Source organism: Lentzea xerophila, from assembly GCF_051094245.1.
In the GTDB taxonomy this organism is placed as follows: domain Bacteria; phylum Actinomycetota; class Actinomycetes; order Mycobacteriales; family Pseudonocardiaceae; genus Lentzea; species Lentzea xerophila.
The window spans coordinates 6,652,346-6,670,579 of the sequence record NZ_CP194934.1; the positions used below are offsets into that span (position 1 = coordinate 6,652,346).

Annotated in this window: 17 protein-coding genes; 7 read left to right on the forward strand and 10 right to left on the reverse strand. The window is 68.5% G+C overall.

Annotated features, from left to right (window positions below):
- The first annotated feature begins 27 nt into the window (after window positions 1-27).
- Window positions 28-2,316: an FdhF/YdeP family oxidoreductase gene (locus tag ACRSBM_RS31595; protein ID WP_434448942.1), complete on the forward strand. Its 2,289-nt coding sequence runs from the start codon at window positions 28-30 to the stop codon at window positions 2,314-2,316.
- 1 nt (window position 2,317) lies between these two features.
- Here the strand turns inward: ACRSBM_RS31595 and ACRSBM_RS31600 are convergent, their stop codons facing one another.
- From ACRSBM_RS31600 to ACRSBM_RS31615, 4 genes are all read right to left on the reverse strand, one after another.
- The gene (locus ACRSBM_RS31600; RefSeq protein ID WP_434448944.1) at window positions 2,318-2,476 is read right to left on the reverse strand and encodes a hypothetical protein; all 159 of its coding nucleotides are present in this window, start codon (window positions 2,474-2,476) and stop codon (window positions 2,318-2,320) included.
- A gap of 21 nt (window positions 2,477-2,497) precedes the next feature.
- Window positions 2,498-3,055, reverse strand: coding sequence for a winged helix-turn-helix domain-containing protein (locus tag ACRSBM_RS31605; RefSeq protein WP_434448946.1), 558 nt, complete (start codon window positions 3,053-3,055; stop codon window positions 2,498-2,500).
- Window positions 3,056-3,123: 68 nt separating this feature from the next.
- Window positions 3,124-3,615 (reverse strand): hypothetical protein, encoded by a 492-nt coding sequence (locus ACRSBM_RS31610; RefSeq protein ID WP_089922227.1) that lies wholly within the window; start codon window positions 3,613-3,615, stop codon window positions 3,124-3,126.
- Window positions 3,616-3,662: 47 nt separating this feature from the next.
- A complete protein-coding gene (locus ACRSBM_RS31615) occupies window positions 3,663-5,177 on the reverse strand; it encodes a phytoene desaturase family protein (RefSeq protein ID WP_434448948.1) in 1,515 nt (504 codons plus the stop codon).
- 65 nt (window positions 5,178-5,242) lie between these two features.
- Between ACRSBM_RS31615 and fdhD the strand changes: the two genes are divergently transcribed.
- The 4 genes from fdhD (at window position 5,243) to ACRSBM_RS31635 (ending at window position 9,216) form a co-directional block, all read left to right on the forward strand.
- Window positions 5,243-6,070 (forward strand): formate dehydrogenase accessory sulfurtransferase FdhD, encoded by an 828-nt coding sequence (gene fdhD, locus ACRSBM_RS31620; RefSeq protein ID WP_434448950.1) that lies wholly within the window; start codon window positions 5,243-5,245, stop codon window positions 6,068-6,070.
- Complete coding sequence (locus ACRSBM_RS31625) at window positions 6,057-7,187, forward strand: CaiB/BaiF CoA transferase family protein (RefSeq protein ID WP_434448952.1); 1,131 nt, start codon at window positions 6,057-6,059, stop codon at window positions 7,185-7,187. The genes fdhD and ACRSBM_RS31625 overlap by 14 nt, the downstream gene beginning before the upstream one ends.
- A gap of 114 nt (window positions 7,188-7,301) precedes the next feature.
- The gene (locus ACRSBM_RS31630; protein ID WP_434448954.1) at window positions 7,302-8,294 is read left to right on the forward strand and encodes an IS481 family transposase; all 993 of its coding nucleotides are present in this window, start codon (window positions 7,302-7,304) and stop codon (window positions 8,292-8,294) included.
- A 40-nt stretch (window positions 8,295-8,334) separates the two neighbouring features.
- Window positions 8,335-9,216 (forward strand): alpha/beta hydrolase, encoded by an 882-nt coding sequence (locus ACRSBM_RS31635; RefSeq protein ID WP_434448955.1) that lies wholly within the window; start codon window positions 8,335-8,337, stop codon window positions 9,214-9,216.
- 47 nt (window positions 9,217-9,263) lie between these two features.
- Here the strand turns inward: ACRSBM_RS31635 and ACRSBM_RS31640 are convergent, their stop codons facing one another.
- From ACRSBM_RS31640 to tig, 5 genes are all read right to left on the reverse strand, one after another.
- Window positions 9,264-9,842, reverse strand: coding sequence for an RBBP9/YdeN family alpha/beta hydrolase (locus ACRSBM_RS31640; protein ID WP_434448956.1), 579 nt, complete (start codon window positions 9,840-9,842; stop codon window positions 9,264-9,266).
- Between the two features lie 66 nt (window positions 9,843-9,908).
- A complete protein-coding gene (gene clpX, locus ACRSBM_RS31645) occupies window positions 9,909-11,189 on the reverse strand; it encodes an ATP-dependent Clp protease ATP-binding subunit ClpX (protein WP_093605708.1) in 1,281 nt (426 codons plus the stop codon).
- Between the two features lie 409 nt (window positions 11,190-11,598).
- Entirely contained in the window at window positions 11,599-12,213 is a 615-nt protein-coding gene (locus ACRSBM_RS31650) for an ATP-dependent Clp protease proteolytic subunit (RefSeq protein ID WP_188134676.1), read from the reverse strand.
- Window positions 12,214-12,248: 35 nt separating this feature from the next.
- Window positions 12,249-12,836, reverse strand: a complete 588-nt coding sequence (locus tag ACRSBM_RS31655) for an ATP-dependent Clp protease proteolytic subunit (protein WP_434453297.1) — start codon at window positions 12,834-12,836, stop codon at window positions 12,249-12,251.
- A 276-nt stretch (window positions 12,837-13,112) separates the two neighbouring features.
- On the reverse strand, window positions 13,113-14,459 hold the full coding sequence (gene tig / locus ACRSBM_RS31660; RefSeq protein WP_434448957.1) for a trigger factor: 1,347 nt from the start codon (window positions 14,457-14,459) through the stop codon (window positions 13,113-13,115).
- A gap of 526 nt (window positions 14,460-14,985) precedes the next feature.
- Between tig and ACRSBM_RS31665 the strand changes: the two genes are divergently transcribed.
- The gene (locus ACRSBM_RS31665) at window positions 14,986-15,885 is read left to right on the forward strand and encodes a LysR family transcriptional regulator (RefSeq protein ID WP_434448958.1); all 900 of its coding nucleotides are present in this window, start codon (window positions 14,986-14,988) and stop codon (window positions 15,883-15,885) included.
- Here ACRSBM_RS31665 and ACRSBM_RS31670 read toward each other — a convergent pair.
- Window positions 15,878-16,876, reverse strand: a complete 999-nt coding sequence (locus ACRSBM_RS31670) for a LacI family DNA-binding transcriptional regulator (RefSeq protein ID WP_434448960.1) — start codon at window positions 16,874-16,876, stop codon at window positions 15,878-15,880. The genes ACRSBM_RS31665 and ACRSBM_RS31670 overlap by 8 nt on opposite strands.
- A gap of 98 nt (window positions 16,877-16,974) precedes the next feature.
- Between ACRSBM_RS31670 and ACRSBM_RS31675 the strand changes: the two genes are divergently transcribed.
- Complete coding sequence (locus ACRSBM_RS31675) at window positions 16,975-18,228, forward strand: ABC transporter substrate-binding protein (protein WP_434448961.1); 1,254 nt, start codon at window positions 16,975-16,977, stop codon at window positions 18,226-18,228.
- Window positions 18,229-18,234: the final 6 nt, after the last annotated feature.

The following is an 18,234-nucleotide window of genomic DNA, read 5'->3' on the forward strand; positions in this document are numbered from 1 at the left end:
CGACGTCGATCGGCGTTGAATGAACCCATGAGCAGCAAGCCTCCGCAGCACGACGTCGACGAGTCCGCGCTCGAAGTCAGCACCCCCAAGACATGGGCGGCGGGAATTCCCGGTGTGCTCGTGTCGCTCGACCGCGCGGTCGAGCAGATGGGTGTCGGCCGGACCGTCAAGACGTTGCGCCTGCTCAACCAGCGTGAAGGGTTCGACTGTCCCGGTTGCGCGTGGCCCGAGCCGCAGGGTCACCGCAAGATGGCGGAGTTCTGCGAGAACGGCGCGAAGGCCGTCGCGGAGGAGGCCACCAAGCGGCGGATCGGGCCGGAGTTCTTCGCCGCGCACTCCGTCGAGAGCCTGCGGACGAGGACGGACTACTGGCTCGGCCAGCAGGGCCGGCTCACCGAACCGATGGTCCTGCGGCCCGGCGCGACCCACTACACGCCGATCGGCTGGGACGCCGCGTTCACGCTCATCGCCGAGGAGCTGACCTCGCTGTCGTCCCCCGATGAGGCGATCTTCTACACGTCGGGCCGCACCAGCAACGAGGCCGCGTTCCTCTACCAGCTGCTGGTCCGCTCGTTCGGCACCAACAACCTGCCGGACTGCTCGAACATGTGCCACGAGTCGTCCGGCTCGGCGCTCAACGAGGCCATCGGCATCGGCAAGGGCTCGGTGTCGATCAAGGACTTCGACCTCGCCGACCTCATCGTGGTCATCGGCCAGAACCCCGGCACGAACCACCCGCGCATGCTCAGCGCCCTCGAGGACGCGAAGAAGAACGGCGCGAAGATCATCGCGGTCAACCCGCTGCCGGAAGCGGGCCTGATGCGGTTCAAGAACCCGCAGAACGTCGCGGGCGTGGTCGGCCGCGGCACGGCGTTGTGCGACGAGTTCGTGCAGATCAAGGTCGGCGGCGACCAGGCGCTGTTCCAGGCGATCGGTCACCTGCTGCTGCAGTGGGACAAGCTCGACAAGGACTTCATCGGCACCAAGACGCACGGATTCGAGGCCTACGCCGAGAGCCTGCGCGAGCTCGACTGGGACCGGGTGGTCGCCGCGACCGGCCTGACCCGCGAGCAGATCACCCGCGTGGCCGGGATGTTCGTCGACTCGAAGGCCACGATCGCCTGCTGGGCGATGGGCCTGACGCAGCACAAGCACAGCGTGCCGACGATCCGCGAGATCACGAACGTCATGTTCCTGCGCGGCATGATCGGCAAGCCGGGCGCGGGCCTGTGCCCGGTGCGCGGCCACTCGAACGTGCAGGGCGACCGGACCATGGGCATCTACGAGAAGATGCCGGAGAAGTTCCTGCTGGCGCTGGAGAACGAGTTCAGCATCTCCGTGCCGCGCAAGCACGGCTTCGACACCGTCGACGCGATCAACGCGATGCGGCACGGCCGCGGCAAGGTCTTCATCGCGATGGGCGGCAACTTCGTGAGCGCCACCCCGGACACCCCGGTGACCGAGAAGGCGCTGGAGCAGTGCTCGCTGACGGTGCACGTCTCCACGAAGCTCAACCGCTCGCACGTGGTGCACGGGAAGACGGCGCTGATCCTGCCCGCCCTGGGCCGCACCGAGAGCGACGTGCAGCACTCGGGCGAGCAGTTCGTGACGGTCGAGGACTCGATGTCGGTCGTGCACCGCTCGCGCGGCCGCCTCAAGCCCGCGTCGGACCAGCTGCTGTCCGAGGTGTCGATCGTCTGCCGGCTCGCGCGCAAGACGCTCGGCGCCTCGCACCCCGTCGCGTGGGAGGAGTTCGAGAAGGACTACGACGTCATCCGCGAACACATCTCCCGCGTCGTGCCGGGCTGCACCGACTACAACACGCGCGTGCGCCAGCCCGATGGCTTCGTGCTGCCGCACCCGCCGCGTGACTCGCGGGAGTTCGCGACGGCGACCGGCAAGGCGAACTTCACGGCGAACGAGATGACGGTCATCGAGGTGCCGGAAGGCCGGCTGCTGATGCAGACCCTGCGCAGCCACGACCAGTACAACACCACGATCTACGGCCTGGACGACCGTTACCGCGGCGTGAAGGACGGCCGTCGCGTGGTGTTCGTGAACCCCGCCGACATCGCCGCGCTCGGGTTCACCGACGGCCAGATGGTGAACATCGTGTCGGAGTGGAAGGACGACCCGACGGGCGTCGTCGAACGCCGCGCCGACGCGTTCCGGATCGTCTCCTACCCGACGGCGCGCGGGTGCGTGGCGACCTACTTCCCCGAGGCGAACCCGTTGGTGCCGCTGGACTCCAAGGCGGACATCTCGGGGACGCCGACCTCCAAGTCGGTGATCGTGCGGCTGGAGCCCGTCGCCTGACTCAGGCGTGCCGGACCCGGACGAAGAGCCTTAACCGGCGTCGTTCGGGTCTGGCCGCCACGTGTTCGGACTTCTTGGCGAGCCGGCGCGCGGCCGCGTCGGCCTCGAACTCCTGCTGACGGTACTTCGCGATAGCAAACGCATCGTGGTGCGGGAACACAGGCGTTCTCCTTCAGCTCGTTTATTCGGGTGCGACCGTGTGGCTCAGGAAGAACCTGACGGCTCGCGCGCCGTCCGGTCGCAGCGACTCGTCGAGGCGGCGCTCGTCGTACTTGTCCAGCAACGCCTGCAGCTCCGCCACGTACGCCGCGGACTCCTCGGCGGTGAGGAACTTGACGGTGCCCTCCGTGCCGACCGACGCACGCCACTCCTCCGGCAGGTGCTCGCGCTGCCGCAGACGTTCCCGCGTGCGCTCGAACTCCTGGTCCAGGTAGGCCATCGCGGCGGCCTCGGCCGCCATCGCCGCCTCGCCCTCGAGCCCGTCCGACGAGATCTCCTGGCGCTTCCTGACCAGCTGCCACGGCTTCTGCCGCCCGGGACCCTCGACCTCGGTGACGAAGCCGTACTTGGCCAGCATGTTCAGGTGGTAGGAGCAGCTCGCGACGCTTTCCCCGAGCTTCTCGGAGCACTGCGTGGCGGTGCGCGGCCCTTCCTCGGTGAGCAGTTGGATCAGCTTCCACCGGAAGGGATGGGACAGCGCACGCAGCGCTTTGGGATCGGTGAGCTGAGCCTCGGTCATGAGGCCAAGGTACGCGTATCAAGAACCCTTTAGCAAGGTTCCTTGATATAGAAACCCTTAGGTAGCGGTCACCAGTCGGGCGAGTTCCTCGCGACGGCCGTGACCAGCGGCAACGACTCGATCACGGGCACCCGCAGCAGCTCGGCGGGCACGTCCGGGTCGCGCACCGGCTCGATCAGCTCGCGCAGCAACGCCCCGACCACGTCGTCCGCGGACTGGTCGACCTCGTGGATGAGGTCGCGCAACTGGTCGGCGGCCTCGTTGAGGACCCGCGGCCGCTGCGGTTCCTCCAGCATCAACGCCGCCAGCCGCAGGACCCGGCGGCAGGTCCGCAGCCGCAAGCTCCTGCTCGCGGACTCGCGCGTACCGGCGAGACCCAGCCGGCCGCGCGTGCGTTCGATCCACGGCTCGACCGTCTCGCGCCGCCAGATGGGACCGGACGCGAGCTCCGCGTCCGGCTCGGGGATGCCGTGCGAGCGCCGTTTGCGCCACACCGCCACCAGCTGCCGGCTCAGTCCCATGGCGTCGGCGATCTCGGCGATTCCGTAGAAGTCCCCCACGCCGCACACTGTAACCAGAGATGACGGCAAGTGTCATCAAACATGTCTCACAGGCGTTCGAGCACCGCCCGCGCCGCGTTGTGGCCGCCGATGCCGCTGACCCCGCCGCCACGCCGGGACCCCGCTCCGCAGACGAAGACGTTGTCCACGTCGGTCTCCACGCCCCACGTGCCGACCTGCTCGTCGCTCTCGGCGAACGGCCAGTCGAGCTCGCCGTGGAAGATGTTGCCGCCGGGCAGGCCGAGCTCGTCCTCCAGGTCGAGCGGCGTGCGGGCCTCGATGCACGGCTCACCGTTGCCGTCGACGGCGAGGCAGTCCTGGATCGGCTCCACCAGGTGGGCGTTGAGCTGGTCGAGGTAGCGCTGGACTAGCTCGTCGCGCAGCCGCGTGTTGCGGCCCGCGAACAACGACGCCGGCAGATGCAGGCCGAACAGCGTCAAGGTCTCGTGACCCGCGAGCGACGGCCCCAGGATCGACGGGTCGGTCAGCGAGTGGCAGTACATCTCGCCGGGCAGCACCGACGGCACCTGCCCGGCGGCGCTCTCCAGGTACGCGGTCTCCAGCTGGTCGTACGACTCGTCGAGGTGGAACGTGCCGGCGAACGCGAGCCGCGCGTCCACACCGGACTTCAGCTCCGGCAGCCTGCGCAGCAGCATGTTGATCTTCAGCTGGCAACCGGGGGCGTCCTGGACCTCCTGGCCCCGCAACCGTCCCAGCACCGAGGGCGCCACATTGGACAGCACGAACCGGGCCTCCGCGACCGAGTCCCCATACGCGACGGAGGCCGTCTTCCCGTCCGCCTCGATGGACGTGACCTCGGCGCCGGTGACGATCCGCGCCCCGGCCTCGCGCGCGGCCCGTTCGAGCTCCGCGGTGACGGCACCCATCCCGCCGACCGGCACCTTCCACTCGCCGGTCCCGTTGCCGATCACGTGGTAGAGGAAGCACTTGTTGGCGCGCAACGAATGCAGCGACGAGTGCGTGCCGATCAACGCGTCGGTGGCGACGACGCCGCGCACCAGGTTGTTGTCGAACAGCTCCTGCAGCGTCGCGCCGATCGGTCGTTCGAAGACCTGGTCCCACAACCGGCCGCGTGCCACCGCGTCGACGTGCACGCGCAGGTGCTCACGCGGCACCAGCGGTTCCAGCAGGGTCGGCGCCAGTGCGGCGGCCATCGCCTCCAGGTCGGCGTACCAGCGCTGCCACCGCTCCCAGTCGTCCAGCGAGCCGCAGACGGCCTCGAACGACGTCACGGTCGCGGCGCCGGGCGTGCGTTCGACGAGGAGTCCGGTCTTGCCGTTCGGTGTGTACGAGGAGGCCGCGCGCGACTTCAGCGCCAGGTTCAAGCCCAGGTCGGACACGATCTGGTCCGGCAGCAGCGACACCAGGTACGAGAACCGCGACAGCCGGGCGTCGACGCCCTCCCACGGTGACGCGCTGACCGCCGCCCCGCCGACGTGCGGCAGCTTCTCCAGCACCCTGACCGACTTCCCCGCCCGTGCGAGGTACGCGGCCGCCACCAGCCCGTTGTGGCCGCCCCCGACGATCACGACGTCGTCCATGCCCCGAGATCCCTCCCACGTAGCCTGGTCGGTGGGGAACATAGCGGTCCGAAGGAGATGTGCACATGGGCCGAGTGACGGTGCGCCGAGCGGTCGAGCGGGTGTCGCCGAGCGGTCGGCGCCGCAGGGTCGACGCGCTCGCCGCCGAGGAGCCGCTGGAACTGAGGGTCAACGGGAAGGCGTTGGCCGTCACGATGCGCACGCCCGGTCAGGACGTCGAGCTCGCGCACGGCTTCCTGCTCAGCGAGGGTGTCATCGGGACGTCGGAGGACATCTCGATCGCCCGGTTCTGCGAGGGCACCGGGCCGGACGGGATGAACACCTACAACGTGCTGGACATCGCGCTGGCCGAGGGCGTGCCGCCGCCGGACACCGGGGTGGAGCGGAACTTCTACACCACGTCGTCGTGCGGGGTGTGCGGCAAGGCCGCCCTGGACGCGGTGAAGCTCAAGACCCGCTACTCCCCCGCCCTGGATGAGGTGCGGGTCACACCCGAGGCGTTGACCGGCTTCCCCGACGCGCTGCGGGAGCGGCAGAAGGTCTTCGAGAGCACCGGCGGGCTGCACGCGGCCGGGTTGTTCGTGAACGGCGAGCTGCTGGTCGTGCGCGAGGACGTGGGCCGCCACAACGCCGTCGACAAGGTGCTGGGCTGGGCGGTGCTGCAGAACCTCGTGCCGTTGCGCGGCGCGGTGCTGATGGTGTCCGGGCGGGCGTCGTTCGAGCTGGTGCAGAAGGCCGCCATGGCCGGGATCCCGGTGCTCGCGGCGGTGTCGGCGCCGTCGTCGCTCGCCGTCGAGCTGGCCGAGGAGCAGGGCATGACGCTCGTCGGGTTCCTGCGCGGCGACTCGATGAACGTCTACACCGGTGGGGAGCGCGTGCTTGAGACCGCTTGACGGCGTCGTGGTGGTGAGCCTCGAGCAGGCCGTCGCCGTGCCGTACGCGACGCGGCTGCTGGCCGATCTCGGCGCACGGGTCATCAAGGTCGAACGGCCAGGTACCGGCGATTTCGCACGCCACTACGACTCGGCGTGCGGCGAGGTGTCGTCGTACTTCGCGTGGACGAACGCCGGCAAGGAGTCGGTGTCCCTGGACATCTTCCACCCGGACGGCCGCGAGGTGCTGGACCGGCTCGTCGCGCGCGCTGACGTGCTGCTGTGCAACCTGTCGCCGCGCGTGTGGTCCCGCCTTGCCCTGGAGCTGCCTCCGGCTTTGGTCGTCGGCGAGCTGTCCGGATACGGCTGGGACGGCCCGTACGCGGATCGCAAGGCGTTCGACGCGCTGGTGCAGTCCGAGGCCGGGCTGGTGTCGCTGACCGGCGAGGGCGACGTGGTGGCGCGGGCCGGCATCTCGGTCGCGGACATCGCGGCCGGCGTCCAGCTGCAGGCCGCGGTGCTGGCGGCGCTGCTGCAGCGGGCTCGGACCGGTTCCGGTGCGCGGCTGCGGTTGTCGCTGTTCGAGGCGATGGCCGAGTGGATGCACCAGCCGATGCTCTACGCCGCCGGCACGGGTGCCGCCGCACCGCGGTCGGGCGCGCACCACCCGAGCATCGCGCCGTACGGGCCGGTCGCCTGTGCGGACGGCGCCGTGCACCTGGCCGTGCAGAACGACGGCCAGTGGCACCGGCTGTGCGGGCTGATCGGCCTCGCCGCGCAGGAGAGGTTCGCCACAGTGGCCTCCCGCGTCGAGCACCGCGCGGAGCTGCAGAAGATCCTCGAACAGGCGTTCGCGGGCCTCACCGCGGCGGAGCTGCTGACCGCGCTGGACGAGGCCGACGTGCCGGCCGCGCTGACCCGGCCGATCACCGAACTGGCTACCCACCCGCAGCTCGACACGTGGGTTGACGTGCGGGTTCCCGGCGGAACCGCGCGGATGCTGCCACCGCCCGTCGCCGGGTTCGAGTGGTCGCCGGGCGCGGTTCCGGCACTCGGCGCACACAATGATCACGTGCTGAGGTGGCTGGGCTATTCGGAGGAGGAACTGTCCTCGTTACGCGTGCGTTCCGTCCTCTAGATGTGATGTCCAGGGACGTTGTTCCGGACGTGATGGCCTGTCGTGAAGACAGGTGAAGGCCTCTGGATGTGAAGTGGAGCTGTCTAGGAACCGCTTCACACACCGGAGGCCTTCGTGTCCCACCCTAACGCCACGCTGACCCCACGGACTCGACTGCGCTTGGCTCGCCTGATCGTGGAACAGGACTGGCGGCCCGCCGAAGCGGCGAAGATGTTCATGGTCGCGGAGCGAACCGCACGCAAGTGGGCCGCCCGCTATCGCGACGAGGGCGGGGCCGGGATGCTCGACCGCAGCTCGCGTCCGCGTCACAGCCCGAACCGCACACCCGAACCGCTCGTGCGGCAGATCGTGCTCCTGCGCTGGCGGCACCGGCTGGGCCCGGTCCAGATCGCGGGCCGGCTGGGCCTGGCCGCCTCCACCGTGCACGCCGTGCTGGTGCGCTGCCGGATCAACCGGCTCTCCCGCATCGACCGCGTCACCGGCGAACCCCTGCGCCGCTACGAACACCCCCACCCCGGTTCGCTGATCCACGTCGACGTCACCAAGTTCGGCAACATTCCCGACGGCGGCGGACACCGCTTCGTCGGACGCCAGCAAGGCGACCGCAACAAGCGAGCCATGCCAGGCCTGCCCAAAGGCAAAGACTACAAACCCTTGACCGGCAAAGCCTTCCTGCACACGGTCGTCGATGACCATTCCCGCATCGCCTACGCCGAAATCCACACCGACGAACGAGGCGACACCGCTACCGCCGTCCTGCGCCGCGCGACCGCCTGGTTCCGCGAGCACGGAGTCGTTGTCGAACGAGTCCTGTCCGACAACGGCTCCGCCTACCGCTCCTTCGCCTGGCGCGACGCCTGCGCAGAACTTGGCATCCGGCACAAACGCACCAGGCCCTACCGGCCTCAGACCAACGGCAAGGTCGAACGCTTCCACCGCACCCTGGCTGACGGCTGGGCCTACGCCCGCCACTACCAGTCAGAAACCGAGCGCCGAACCGCCCTGCCCGGCTGGATCCATTTCTACAATCACCACCGAGCCCACTCCGCCCTCGGAGGCCAGCCACCCATCACCCGGCTGACCAACCTCCCTGGACATCACATCTAGAGGGGGAAACGGGGAATGGCGCCCGCGCGATGAGGTGAGCATGGGGGATCCGAGGTACAGCCGCCGCACTCTGCTCGCGGCGATCGGCGTGGTGATCGCGACGGCGGCAGGCGTCGTGACGTACGTGTCGTCGTCCTCGCCGTCCACCGAGCAGCAGATCGCCACCGCGGACCGGGTCAGCAACAAACCGGCCGCCAAGGCGACGCTGCGCTTCGAGCGCGTCTACTCGAAGGCCCGCCGCCGCGAGGTCACCCTCGCCTTCTACCTCCCGACCGGCCCGAACCCCCGCGGCCTGCCGATGTCGATCCTGCTGCACGGCCTGCACGGCAACGCCAGGCACGCCGCCGTGGGCAACCTCGCCGACGTCCTCTCCGCCGCCGTCGCCAAGGGCTCGGTCCCGGCGTTCGGCTTCGTCGCGGTCGACGGCGGCGACCACTACTGGCACGAGAACGTCTCCGGCGACGACCCGATGGCCATGCTGCTCGACGAGGTCCCGCGCTGGCTCAAGGAACGCGGCTACGGCGAGCCGTTCGCCGTCACCGGCGTCTCGATGGGCGGCTTCGGCTCCCTGCTCTACGCCCGCCGCCGGGCCGAACGCGGTGACCCGGTGGCGGCCGCCGCGGCCATCTCCCCCGGCCTGATCACGACGTGGCCGGAGATGGCCAAGCGCCGGGCGTTCAAGAACGAGAGCGAGTGGGCGTCGCTCGACCCGTTGCGGCATCCCAGGTCCACCGGCTCGACCGCGCTGGGCGTGTGGATCGGCGACCGCGACCGGTTCCTCGAGGGCACCCGCCGGTTCATCCGCGAGGTGCGGCCCGAGGTGGGCACCGTGAAGGAGGGCGGGCACGACGACGGCCTGTACCGCAAGGTGACGCCCGACGTCGTGCAGTTCCTCGCCAAGTACGCGAAGCGCGCGGTCTAGCCGCGGCAGGCCGCCCAGCTCCAGGGAAGCTGATCGACCTCTTCGGTCTAGCGCGGTGAGAGCGGCACCGTCTTCGACCGCACCCACTTGAGGACCGACGGCCATTCCCCGTAGCCCGCGTCGATGTTGACGTGCGCCGCCCCCGGCAGGACGTCGATCTCGATCCGCAACGCCTCGGCCAGCTGCTTGGCGGCCTGCATCGAGCAGTACGGGTCACCCTCGCCCGCGACCAGGCGGGTCTCGGTGGCGGCGCGGCGCAGGCTCGCCGGGTCGAGCGGGGCCGGGAAGAACGACTTGATGGCCGGCTCCGGGTAGTCCAGGGCGGGCGGGGCGACGAGCAGCACGCGGTCGACGTGGCCGATGTCCTCGCGGGCGGCGTGGTGCAGCCAGAGGTAGCAGCCGAGCGAGTGCGCGACGACGACCCGTTCCCGGTCGGCCGGCGCTGCTTCGAGGTGGGTGTCGAGCTCGCGCAGCCAGGTGTCGCGGTCGGGCGCGTCCGGGTCGCTGAAGTGCGGCAGGTCGGCGAGGCCACCGTGCTCGGACACCGTCTGGGCCAGCCAGCGCTGCCAGTGGCCGGGGCCGGAGCCGGTGTAGCCGTGGAGCAGGAGCACGTGAGGCAGCGACATGGCTCCACCTTAGAACGACGAACGGGGCGCCGGTCGGATGACCGGCGCCCCGCGCGAAGGATCGGACTAAGCGGACTTCTCGCGACGTTCGCGGCGCGAGGGCTGCCGGGCCACGATGGTCGGGTTCACGTTCTCCTTCACCGTCTGCTCGGTGATGACGACCTTGGCGACGTCCGTGCGGCTCGGGATGTCGTACATCACCGGGAGCAGGACCTCTTCCATGATCGCGCGCAGACCGCGAGCACCCGTCCCACGCAGGATCGCCTGGTCGGCGATCGCTTCGAGCGCGGTCTTGGTGAACTCGAGCTCGACGCCGTCCATCTCGAAGAGCTTCTGGTACTGCTTCACCAGGGCGTTCTTCGGCTCGGTGAGGATCATGACCAGCGACGGCTTGTCGAGGTTCGTGACGGAGGCGACCATCGGCAGACGCCCGATGAACTCGGGGATCAGGCCGAACTTGATCAGGTCCTCCGGCATGGAGTCGGCGAAGAAGTCCGACGCCTCCACCTCGGCCTTGGAGCGGACCTCGGCACCGAAGCCCAGGCCTCGCTTGCCGACCCGGTCCTGGATGATCTTCTCCAGACCGGCGAAGGCACCGGCCACGATGAACAGCACGTTCGTCGTGTCGATCTGGATGAACTCCTGGTGCGGGTGCTTGCGGCCGCCCTGCGGGGGCACCGATGCGGTGGTGCCTTCCAGGATCTTGAGCAGTGCCTGCTGGACGCCCTCACCGGACACGTCGCGCGTGATCGACGGGTTTTCACTCTTTCGAGCGATCTTGTCGACCTCGTCGATGTAGATGATGCCCGTCTCGGCGCGCTTCACGTCGTAGTCGGCGGCCTGGATGAGCTTCAGCAGGATGTTCTCGACGTCCTCACCGACGTAGCCGGCCTCCGTCAGCGCGGTCGCGTCGGCGATGGCGAACGGAACGTTCAGCATCTTCGCGAGCGTCTGCGCGAGATAGGTCTTGCCACACCCCGTCGGACCGAGCATCAGGATGTTCGACTTCGCCAGCTCGACACCGTCGTCACGACCCTCGCGCCCGCGGTCGCCCGCCTGGATGCGCTTGTAGTGGTTGTAGACGGCGACGGAGAGGGTTCGCTTGGCATCACTCTGGCCGATGACGTACTGGTCGAGGAACTCGTGGATCTCGGCGGGCTTCGGCAGCTCGTCGAGCTTCACGTCGCCGGCTTCGGCCAGCTCCTCCTCGATGATCTCGTTGCAGAGATCGATGCACTCATCGCAGATGTAGACGCCGGGGCCGGCGATGAGTTTCTTCACCTGCTTTTGGCTCTTTCCGCAGAAAGAGCACTTCAGCAAGTCGCCGCCGTCACCGATACGCGCCATGACCGCTGACCTATGTCCCCTCCGGCGCACACCTGCTGTAGTGCGCCTGCTGACTTGCTGTGGCAGTCCCACTGGCTGTGGGTGCTGAGCCCGTTCTCCTGACGGTACCTGGCCCACCCCGTTTCAGGGGAGGACCAGCGTCCCCCGACGGCCCGATCAGGCCAGACAACCGGTCACATCGGCGTGTCGGGTGAGGAGGACCGTGCCGGGGGATGGGATGTCCCAGCCCCCGAGACAGGCCCCTGGGGTCTGGGGTGTCCCCAGATGAACACCGGACGTCGGGGGCGGCGAGCGCTCTTCGCGAGCACACTCCTCCTCCGCCGTCCGCCTGGGGGTGTCCCCAGACAAACACAGGAGACGGGGGCGAGGCGAGCGCTCTTCGCGAGCACACCTCGCCCCTCCGCCGACCTCAGGACTTGGCGGAAAGCTTGCGGTAGGGCAGCACCGTGTCGACGATGCCGTACTCCTTGGCCTCCTCGGCCGTCAGGATCCGGTCGCGCTCGATGCTCTCGCGGACCTCCTCTGCCGTCCGGTTCGTGTGCCGCGCGAGGGTGGACTCCATCAGGCGGCGGACACGCTGGATCTCGTTCGACTGGATCTCCAGGTCGGACACCTGACCGTACGCACCCTCCATGGAGGGCTGGTGGATCAGGATTCGCGCGTTGGGCAGCGCGTGCCGCTTACCGGGCGTTCCAGCCGCGAGCAGCACGGCCGCGGCGGAGGCCGCCTGGCCGAGGCAGTACGTCTGGATGTCCGGGCGGACGAACTGCATGGTGTCGTAGATGGCCATCAACGAGGTGAACGAGCCACCCGGCGAGTTGATGTACATCAGGATGTCGCGGTCCGGGTCCTCGGACTCGAGCACCAGCAGCTGTGCCATGACGTCGTTGGCCGAAGCGTCGTCAACCTGCACGCCGAGGAAGATGATGCGCTCCTCGAAGAGCTTGTTGTACGGGTTCGACTCCTTCATGCCATAGCTGGTGCGCTCGACGAACGACGGCAGCACGTACCGCGACTGAGGCATGTGGAACTGGCTCACTTGAGGTCTCCTAGCTGACGTCAGTTGTTCGAGTCGCCGACGGGCTGGGCCCTGGTGACGACCTTGTCGACGAAGCCGTACTCGAGTGCTTCCTGCGCCGTGAACCAGCGGTCGCGGTCGGAGTCGCGGGTGATGGTCTCGAGCGTCTGGCCGGTGTGCTCGGCGATGAGCTCGGCCATCTCGCGCTTGGTGCGCGTCAGCATGTCCGCCTGGATCGCGATGTCCGCGGCCGTACCGCCGACACCGGCCGACGGCTGGTGCATCAGGATCCGGGCGTGCGGGAGCGCGTGGCGCTTGCCGGGCGCGCCCGCGGAGAGCAGGAACTGCCCCATCGAGGCCGCGAGGCCCATGGCGTACGTGGCCACGTCCGGCTGGATGAGCTGCATCGTGTCGTAGATGGCCATGCCCGCCGTGACGGAACCACCCGGCGAGTTGATGTAAAGCGTGATGTCCTTCTCGGGGTCCTCAGCGGCGAGGAGCAGCAGCTGAGCGGTGATCTGGTTGGCGATGCCCTCTTCGACCTGTGATCCCAGGACGATGATCCGCTCGCGGAGCAGCCGCTCGTACACCGAGTCGTTGAGGTTCATCCCGGCGGTGGCCGACCGCATCTCGGGGGTCGGGAAGGAGTGCTGCGTCACGTCTGCCTGCCTAACTCCAGGTGGAACGAATCTGGATGCCAAAACTCTCTGCGATCGACCTTAACGAAGACGGGCGGCGTCAGATGCCCGACACCGCCCGCGTTCGCTCAGGGCTGTATTTGTTGGCGCTCGCCCGCTCGCGCGGCGAGGTCGTCGAGAAGCCGGCCGTCCGGCCGACTCGCTCGCACCGAAACGGGCTTCGCCGATGCCGGCACGAGCGGGTGACCGGACGACCGGACGACCTCGCTACTCCTGGCCGTCCTCTTCGGACTTGGTCTCGCCGAAGAGCTCGTCGAGGTCCAGCTTCTCGCCGGCCGTGTCGCTGACCTCGGCCTGGCGCACGACGCTCGCGAGCGCCTTGCCCCGGCGGACGTCGGCGAAGATCGCGCCGAGCTGACCGGACTGCTGCGCGCGCTTGACGTACTCGTCGGGCGAGATGCCGAAGCGCTGCGCCTGGTAGATGATCCGCTCGGTCAGCTCACCGTCGGACACCGTGACCTGCTCGGCGTCGGCGATCGAGTCGAGCACGAGCTGCGTCTTGACGGCCTGCTCGGCGGCCTTGCGCAGCTCGGCGTCGAACTCCTCCTCCGACTGGCCCTGCTCCTCGAGCCAGGCCGCGAACTTCGCGTCGTCGTGGTCGAAGGCGTGCACGGCGTCGTGCTTGCGGGCGTCGATCTCGCCCTGGACGATGCCCTCGGGCAGCGGGACCTCGGTGGTCTCCAGCAGCGCCTCGAGGACCTTGTCGCGGGCCTGGACGCCCTGCTGCATCTTCTTGACGCGGCCCAGGCGGGTCTCCAGGTCGGCCTTCAGCTCGTCGAGGGTGTCGAACTCGCTGGCGAGCTGCGCGAACTCGTCGTCGAGCTCGGGGAGCTGGCGCTCCTTGACGGAGCTCAGCACGACGGTGACCTCGGCCTCGCGGCCCTCGTGCTCACCGGCCACGAGCGTGGTGGTGAAGGTCTTGGTGTCGCCCTCGGACGCACCGACGAGAGCGTCGTCGATGCCCTCGACGAGCTGGCCGGAGCCGACCTCGTAGGACAGGCCGCTGGTGCGGGCCTCCTCGACCTCTTCGCCGTCGACGGTCGCGGACAGGTCGACGATGACGAAGTCACCGGTCTCGACCGGGCGGGAGACACCGGTCAGCGTGCCGAAGCGAGCGCGGAGCTCGTCGAGCTGCGTGGTCACGTCGGAGTCGGTGACCTCCTGCTCGTCGACGGTCACGGCGAGCTCGCCGAACGCGGGCACGGTGATCTCGGGGCGAACGTCGACCTCGGCGGTGAACTCGAGGGTCTGCCCGTCCTCGATCCTGGTCACCTCGAAGTCCGGACGACCGAGCGTGCGCACCTCACCCGCGTTGACCGCCTCCAGGTACTTGGCCGGGATGGCCTCCTGGATGACCTCGTCCAGCACCGGAGCGCGGCCGATGCGGTTCTCCAGAACCTTGGCGGGGGCCTTGCCCGGACGGAAGCCGGGGATGCGGACCTGCTTCGCGAGCTTCCGGTACGCCTGGTCGAAGTTCGACTTGAGCTCGTCGAACGGCACCTCGACGTTGATCCGGACCCTCGTCGGGCTCAGGTGCTCGACGGTGCTCTTCAACGTGGACTCCTCGTAACGAACAAGAACGTGCAAGACAGCCGGTACCGCCACACGGGACGCCCGGATTCTTAGCGAGTCTAGGCGAGGCCCGTGCTGTGACCGCCGCCACCCCGCTTTGGCCGGTCACCGCCCGCCCTGGGCGTGGCCGATCGGGTGCGCATGGGGGTTCAGGCGAACAGCAGGCCCTCCAGCCACCGTAAAGAACTCGCCGCCCACTCGCAGTCCGCCGGGGGCACCGGACGCGCCAACGCCGCCGCGGCCTCCCAGGGCGACTGGCGCCTTTTGTTCGCCTGGCGAAAGGCTTCACTGAAACGAGTCGCCCAACTACGGCCCGTCGAAGACCGTCACGACAATTTCACTCTTTCGGCGGAAAGCACCTTTCGCGACCGATCAAGATGACTCCATAAGCACCAATCACGCCAGCTCAGGGGGCAGGTAGCGTTACTGCTCCCGCACCATCCGTAACAGGACCACGGGAACAAACGAGAAAAAGTCGTCGCACCGTTTTACCCCGAGGATCCGCCTGATGGAGACACGCCAGCTTCTCGCGTTCACGACCGTGGTTCAGACAGGGAGCTTCACCAAGGCCGCTGCCACGCTCAACTGCTCGCAGCCGACCATCACCACCCGCATCAAGGCGCTGGAGGAGGGCCTCGGGGTCGTCCTTTTCCGACGCCTCCCCCGAGGTATCCAGATGACCTCCGCTGGCGTGGAACTACTCCCGTTCGCGCGAAACATCATCAACCTCACCGAAAAGGCCCGAAAAGCCATAACGATGAACGGCGAGCCGCACGGCAAACTCGTCATCGGTTCCGCACAGAGTTTGACCGACTACCGTCTGCTACCGCTCATCGAATACATGTGCTGGCGCTACCCGTCGGTCCAACTCTCGCTGCACTCGCGCAACGCGCTGAACAACCTGAACTCGGTCCGCGACGGCCAACTGGACTGCGCCTTCTTCATCGGGGCGATAGAACCCCGTGAAGGTCTGGAGACCACCGTTCTGTGCCCCGAGCCCCTCGTCATGGTCGCGGGCCCGAACCACATGCTCGCCCAGCGCCAGGCACTCACCGAGGACGACTTCACCAGCAGCACCCTCATCCGGGCGGAGAACGGCGCCTCGTACCACGAGCTCTTCGAACACTCCCTCGGCTACGACGACACCCGCGCCCCCGTCCTGGAACTGGACTCGGTGGACGCCGCCAAACGCGCCGTCGCCTCCGGCCTGGGCATCGCCCTGATGCCCGAGGTGACCGTGTCCGCCGAGCTCTCCGACGGCAGGCTGGTCCGCTTGCCCTGGTCCCCGACGTTCCGCGTGTACACGCAGTTCGGCTGGCGCCAGGACAACTCGACCAACCCGGCGGTGACGGCACTGGTCTCGGCGGCCGCCCAGGTGGTCAGCGACCAGGTCGCCTCCCTCACCTGACGCGCGCCTGAGGCGCCACCCCGGAACTGCCCCGCACCACCAGCTCGGGCAGCACGTCCTCGACGTCGGACGGCGTGGCCCCGCCGATGACGGCGACCAGCGCCCGAGCCGCCCGAGCCCCGAAGGCGAAGGTGTCCCGGGACAACGCGGTCAACCGCCCGTGCTGGCACAGCACCGAGTCGTCCCAGGCGACGATCGACAACGCGGCAGGCACCTCGACCCCCATCGAAGCGGCCACCTCGGCTCCGGCCACCGCCATCACGTCGTTGTCGTACACGATCGCCGTAGGCGGCTCGTCCGCGGTCAGCAGCGAACGGGTAGCGGCGGCCCCGGACTCGGCCGTGTAGTCCCCGGGAACCACCACACCGTCCACAACGGACGATGCGAACGCCGCATCCCGCCGCACGGTGTGCAACAACGACGACAACCCGGCCACCCGAGCGATCCGCTGATGTCCCAGCGACTTCAGGTACTCCACCACCGAGGTCATGGCCGCGTAGTCGTCAGCCCACACGGAGGCCAGCGCCCCGTGGTGCCCGGCCCCACCGACCACCACGGCCGGCAGCCCGAGGGACGGCATCAGCTCGATGCGGGGATCCGACACCAGCAGGTCCACGAGGAACACCCCGTCGACCCGGTGCTCGGCCCACCACCGCCGGTAAAGCTCGATCTCGGCATCGCGGGACTCCACGACCTGCAGCAACAACGCGCAGGACATCTCGGACTGCATCCCGGCGATCAGCTGGAAGAAGAACGCCTCATCGCCCAGCGCCCGAGGCGGCCGCACGAGCACTAGCCCGACCGCGTCGGCGGACGCCGACGAGAGCGCCCGGGCGGTCACCGACGGCCGGTACCCCAGGGAGGACGCGACCTCCAGCACGCGCGCCCGAGTCGCCTCCGACACGCCCGACCGGCCGTTCAAGGCCAACGACACAGCACCCTTGGACACCCCGGCCGCCGCGGCGATGTCCTTGATCGTCGGCCTTTTCACCGCACGCACCCTGTCCAGAACGAGACAACAAGACGTTCGGAGGCTAGCCGGAGATAAACCGGTTTAGCTAGGGTCCGCGACCAAGGAGGTGGGTGTCAATGAAGAGGCGCACGTTCCTCGCGGCCCTGGCGGCGGTGCCCGTGGCGGGCTGCGGCCTGTCCGGTACGTCCAGCACGTCCGCAGGCGGAAACGGCCAGGTCAAGGGCGAGATCACGTTCCAGACCTGGTCCCTCAAGCCCAAGTACACCGACTACGTCAACGGTGTCGTCGACGCGTTCCAGAAGCAGCACCAGGGCACCTCGGTGAAGTGGGTCGACCAGCCCGCGGACGGGTACCTGGCCAAGGTCATGGCGGACGCGAGCGCGGGGAGCCTCCCCGACGTCATCAACGTGCCACCGGACCTCAGCTTCCCGCTCGCCAAGGCAGGCCAGCTCGTCAACCTCGACGAGTCGCTGAAAGACGCCAAACCCGAGTACCTCGAGAACGCCTGGCAGGCGTTCGAGATCCCCGGCAAGGGCGGCTGCTACGGCTTCCCGTGGTACCTCAACACCGGCCCGATCTTCTACAACAAGGCCCTGTTCAGCCAGGCGGGCCTCGACCCGGACAAGCCACCGACGAACTTCACCGAGCTCGAGGCCACGGCGCTCAAGCTCGCCGAGAAGAAGATCGCGATCCTCGGCCAGACCCCGAGCATCGCCGACTTCGGCCTGTACGGCGTCAAGCTGTTCGAGAACGACAAGTTCACCTTCAACGAGCCCAAGGGCGTCGAGTTCGTCGAGAGCTACAAGCGCATGTACGACGCGGGCGCGCTGATCCCCGAGGCGCTCACGCAGAACTACACCGGCGCCGGCGCGAAGTTCATGGCCCAGCAAACGGCGATGAACGCCGGCAGCGCGTACGACCTCGGCAAGTTCAAGACCGACGCGCCGAGCCTCTACGCCAACATCGGCATCACCACGCCCATCACGAACACGGGCAGCGCCAACATGTTCCTGCACGGCGTGAGCGTGCCGAAGAGCAGCAAGAACCAGGCGACGGCGCTCGCGTTCGGCCGGTTCCTCACCAACGCCGAGAACCAGGTGAAGTTCGCCAAGCTCGCGTCGATCTTCCCCAGCACGTCCCAGGGCGGTGACGACCCGTACTTCACCACGGAGGACGGCACCGACGAGGCACGCGTGCGGGTCGCGGCGGCCAAGCAGCTCAAGACCGCGGTGAACTACACGCCGGTGCAGTTCAGCGACCAGATGCGCGAGGCGCTCCTGCAGCAGCTGGCCGACGCGATGCTGGGCAAGAAGTCGCCGAAGCAGGCCCTGGACGACGCCGTCGCCGAATGCAACCGGCTCCTCAAGTAGGCAGCA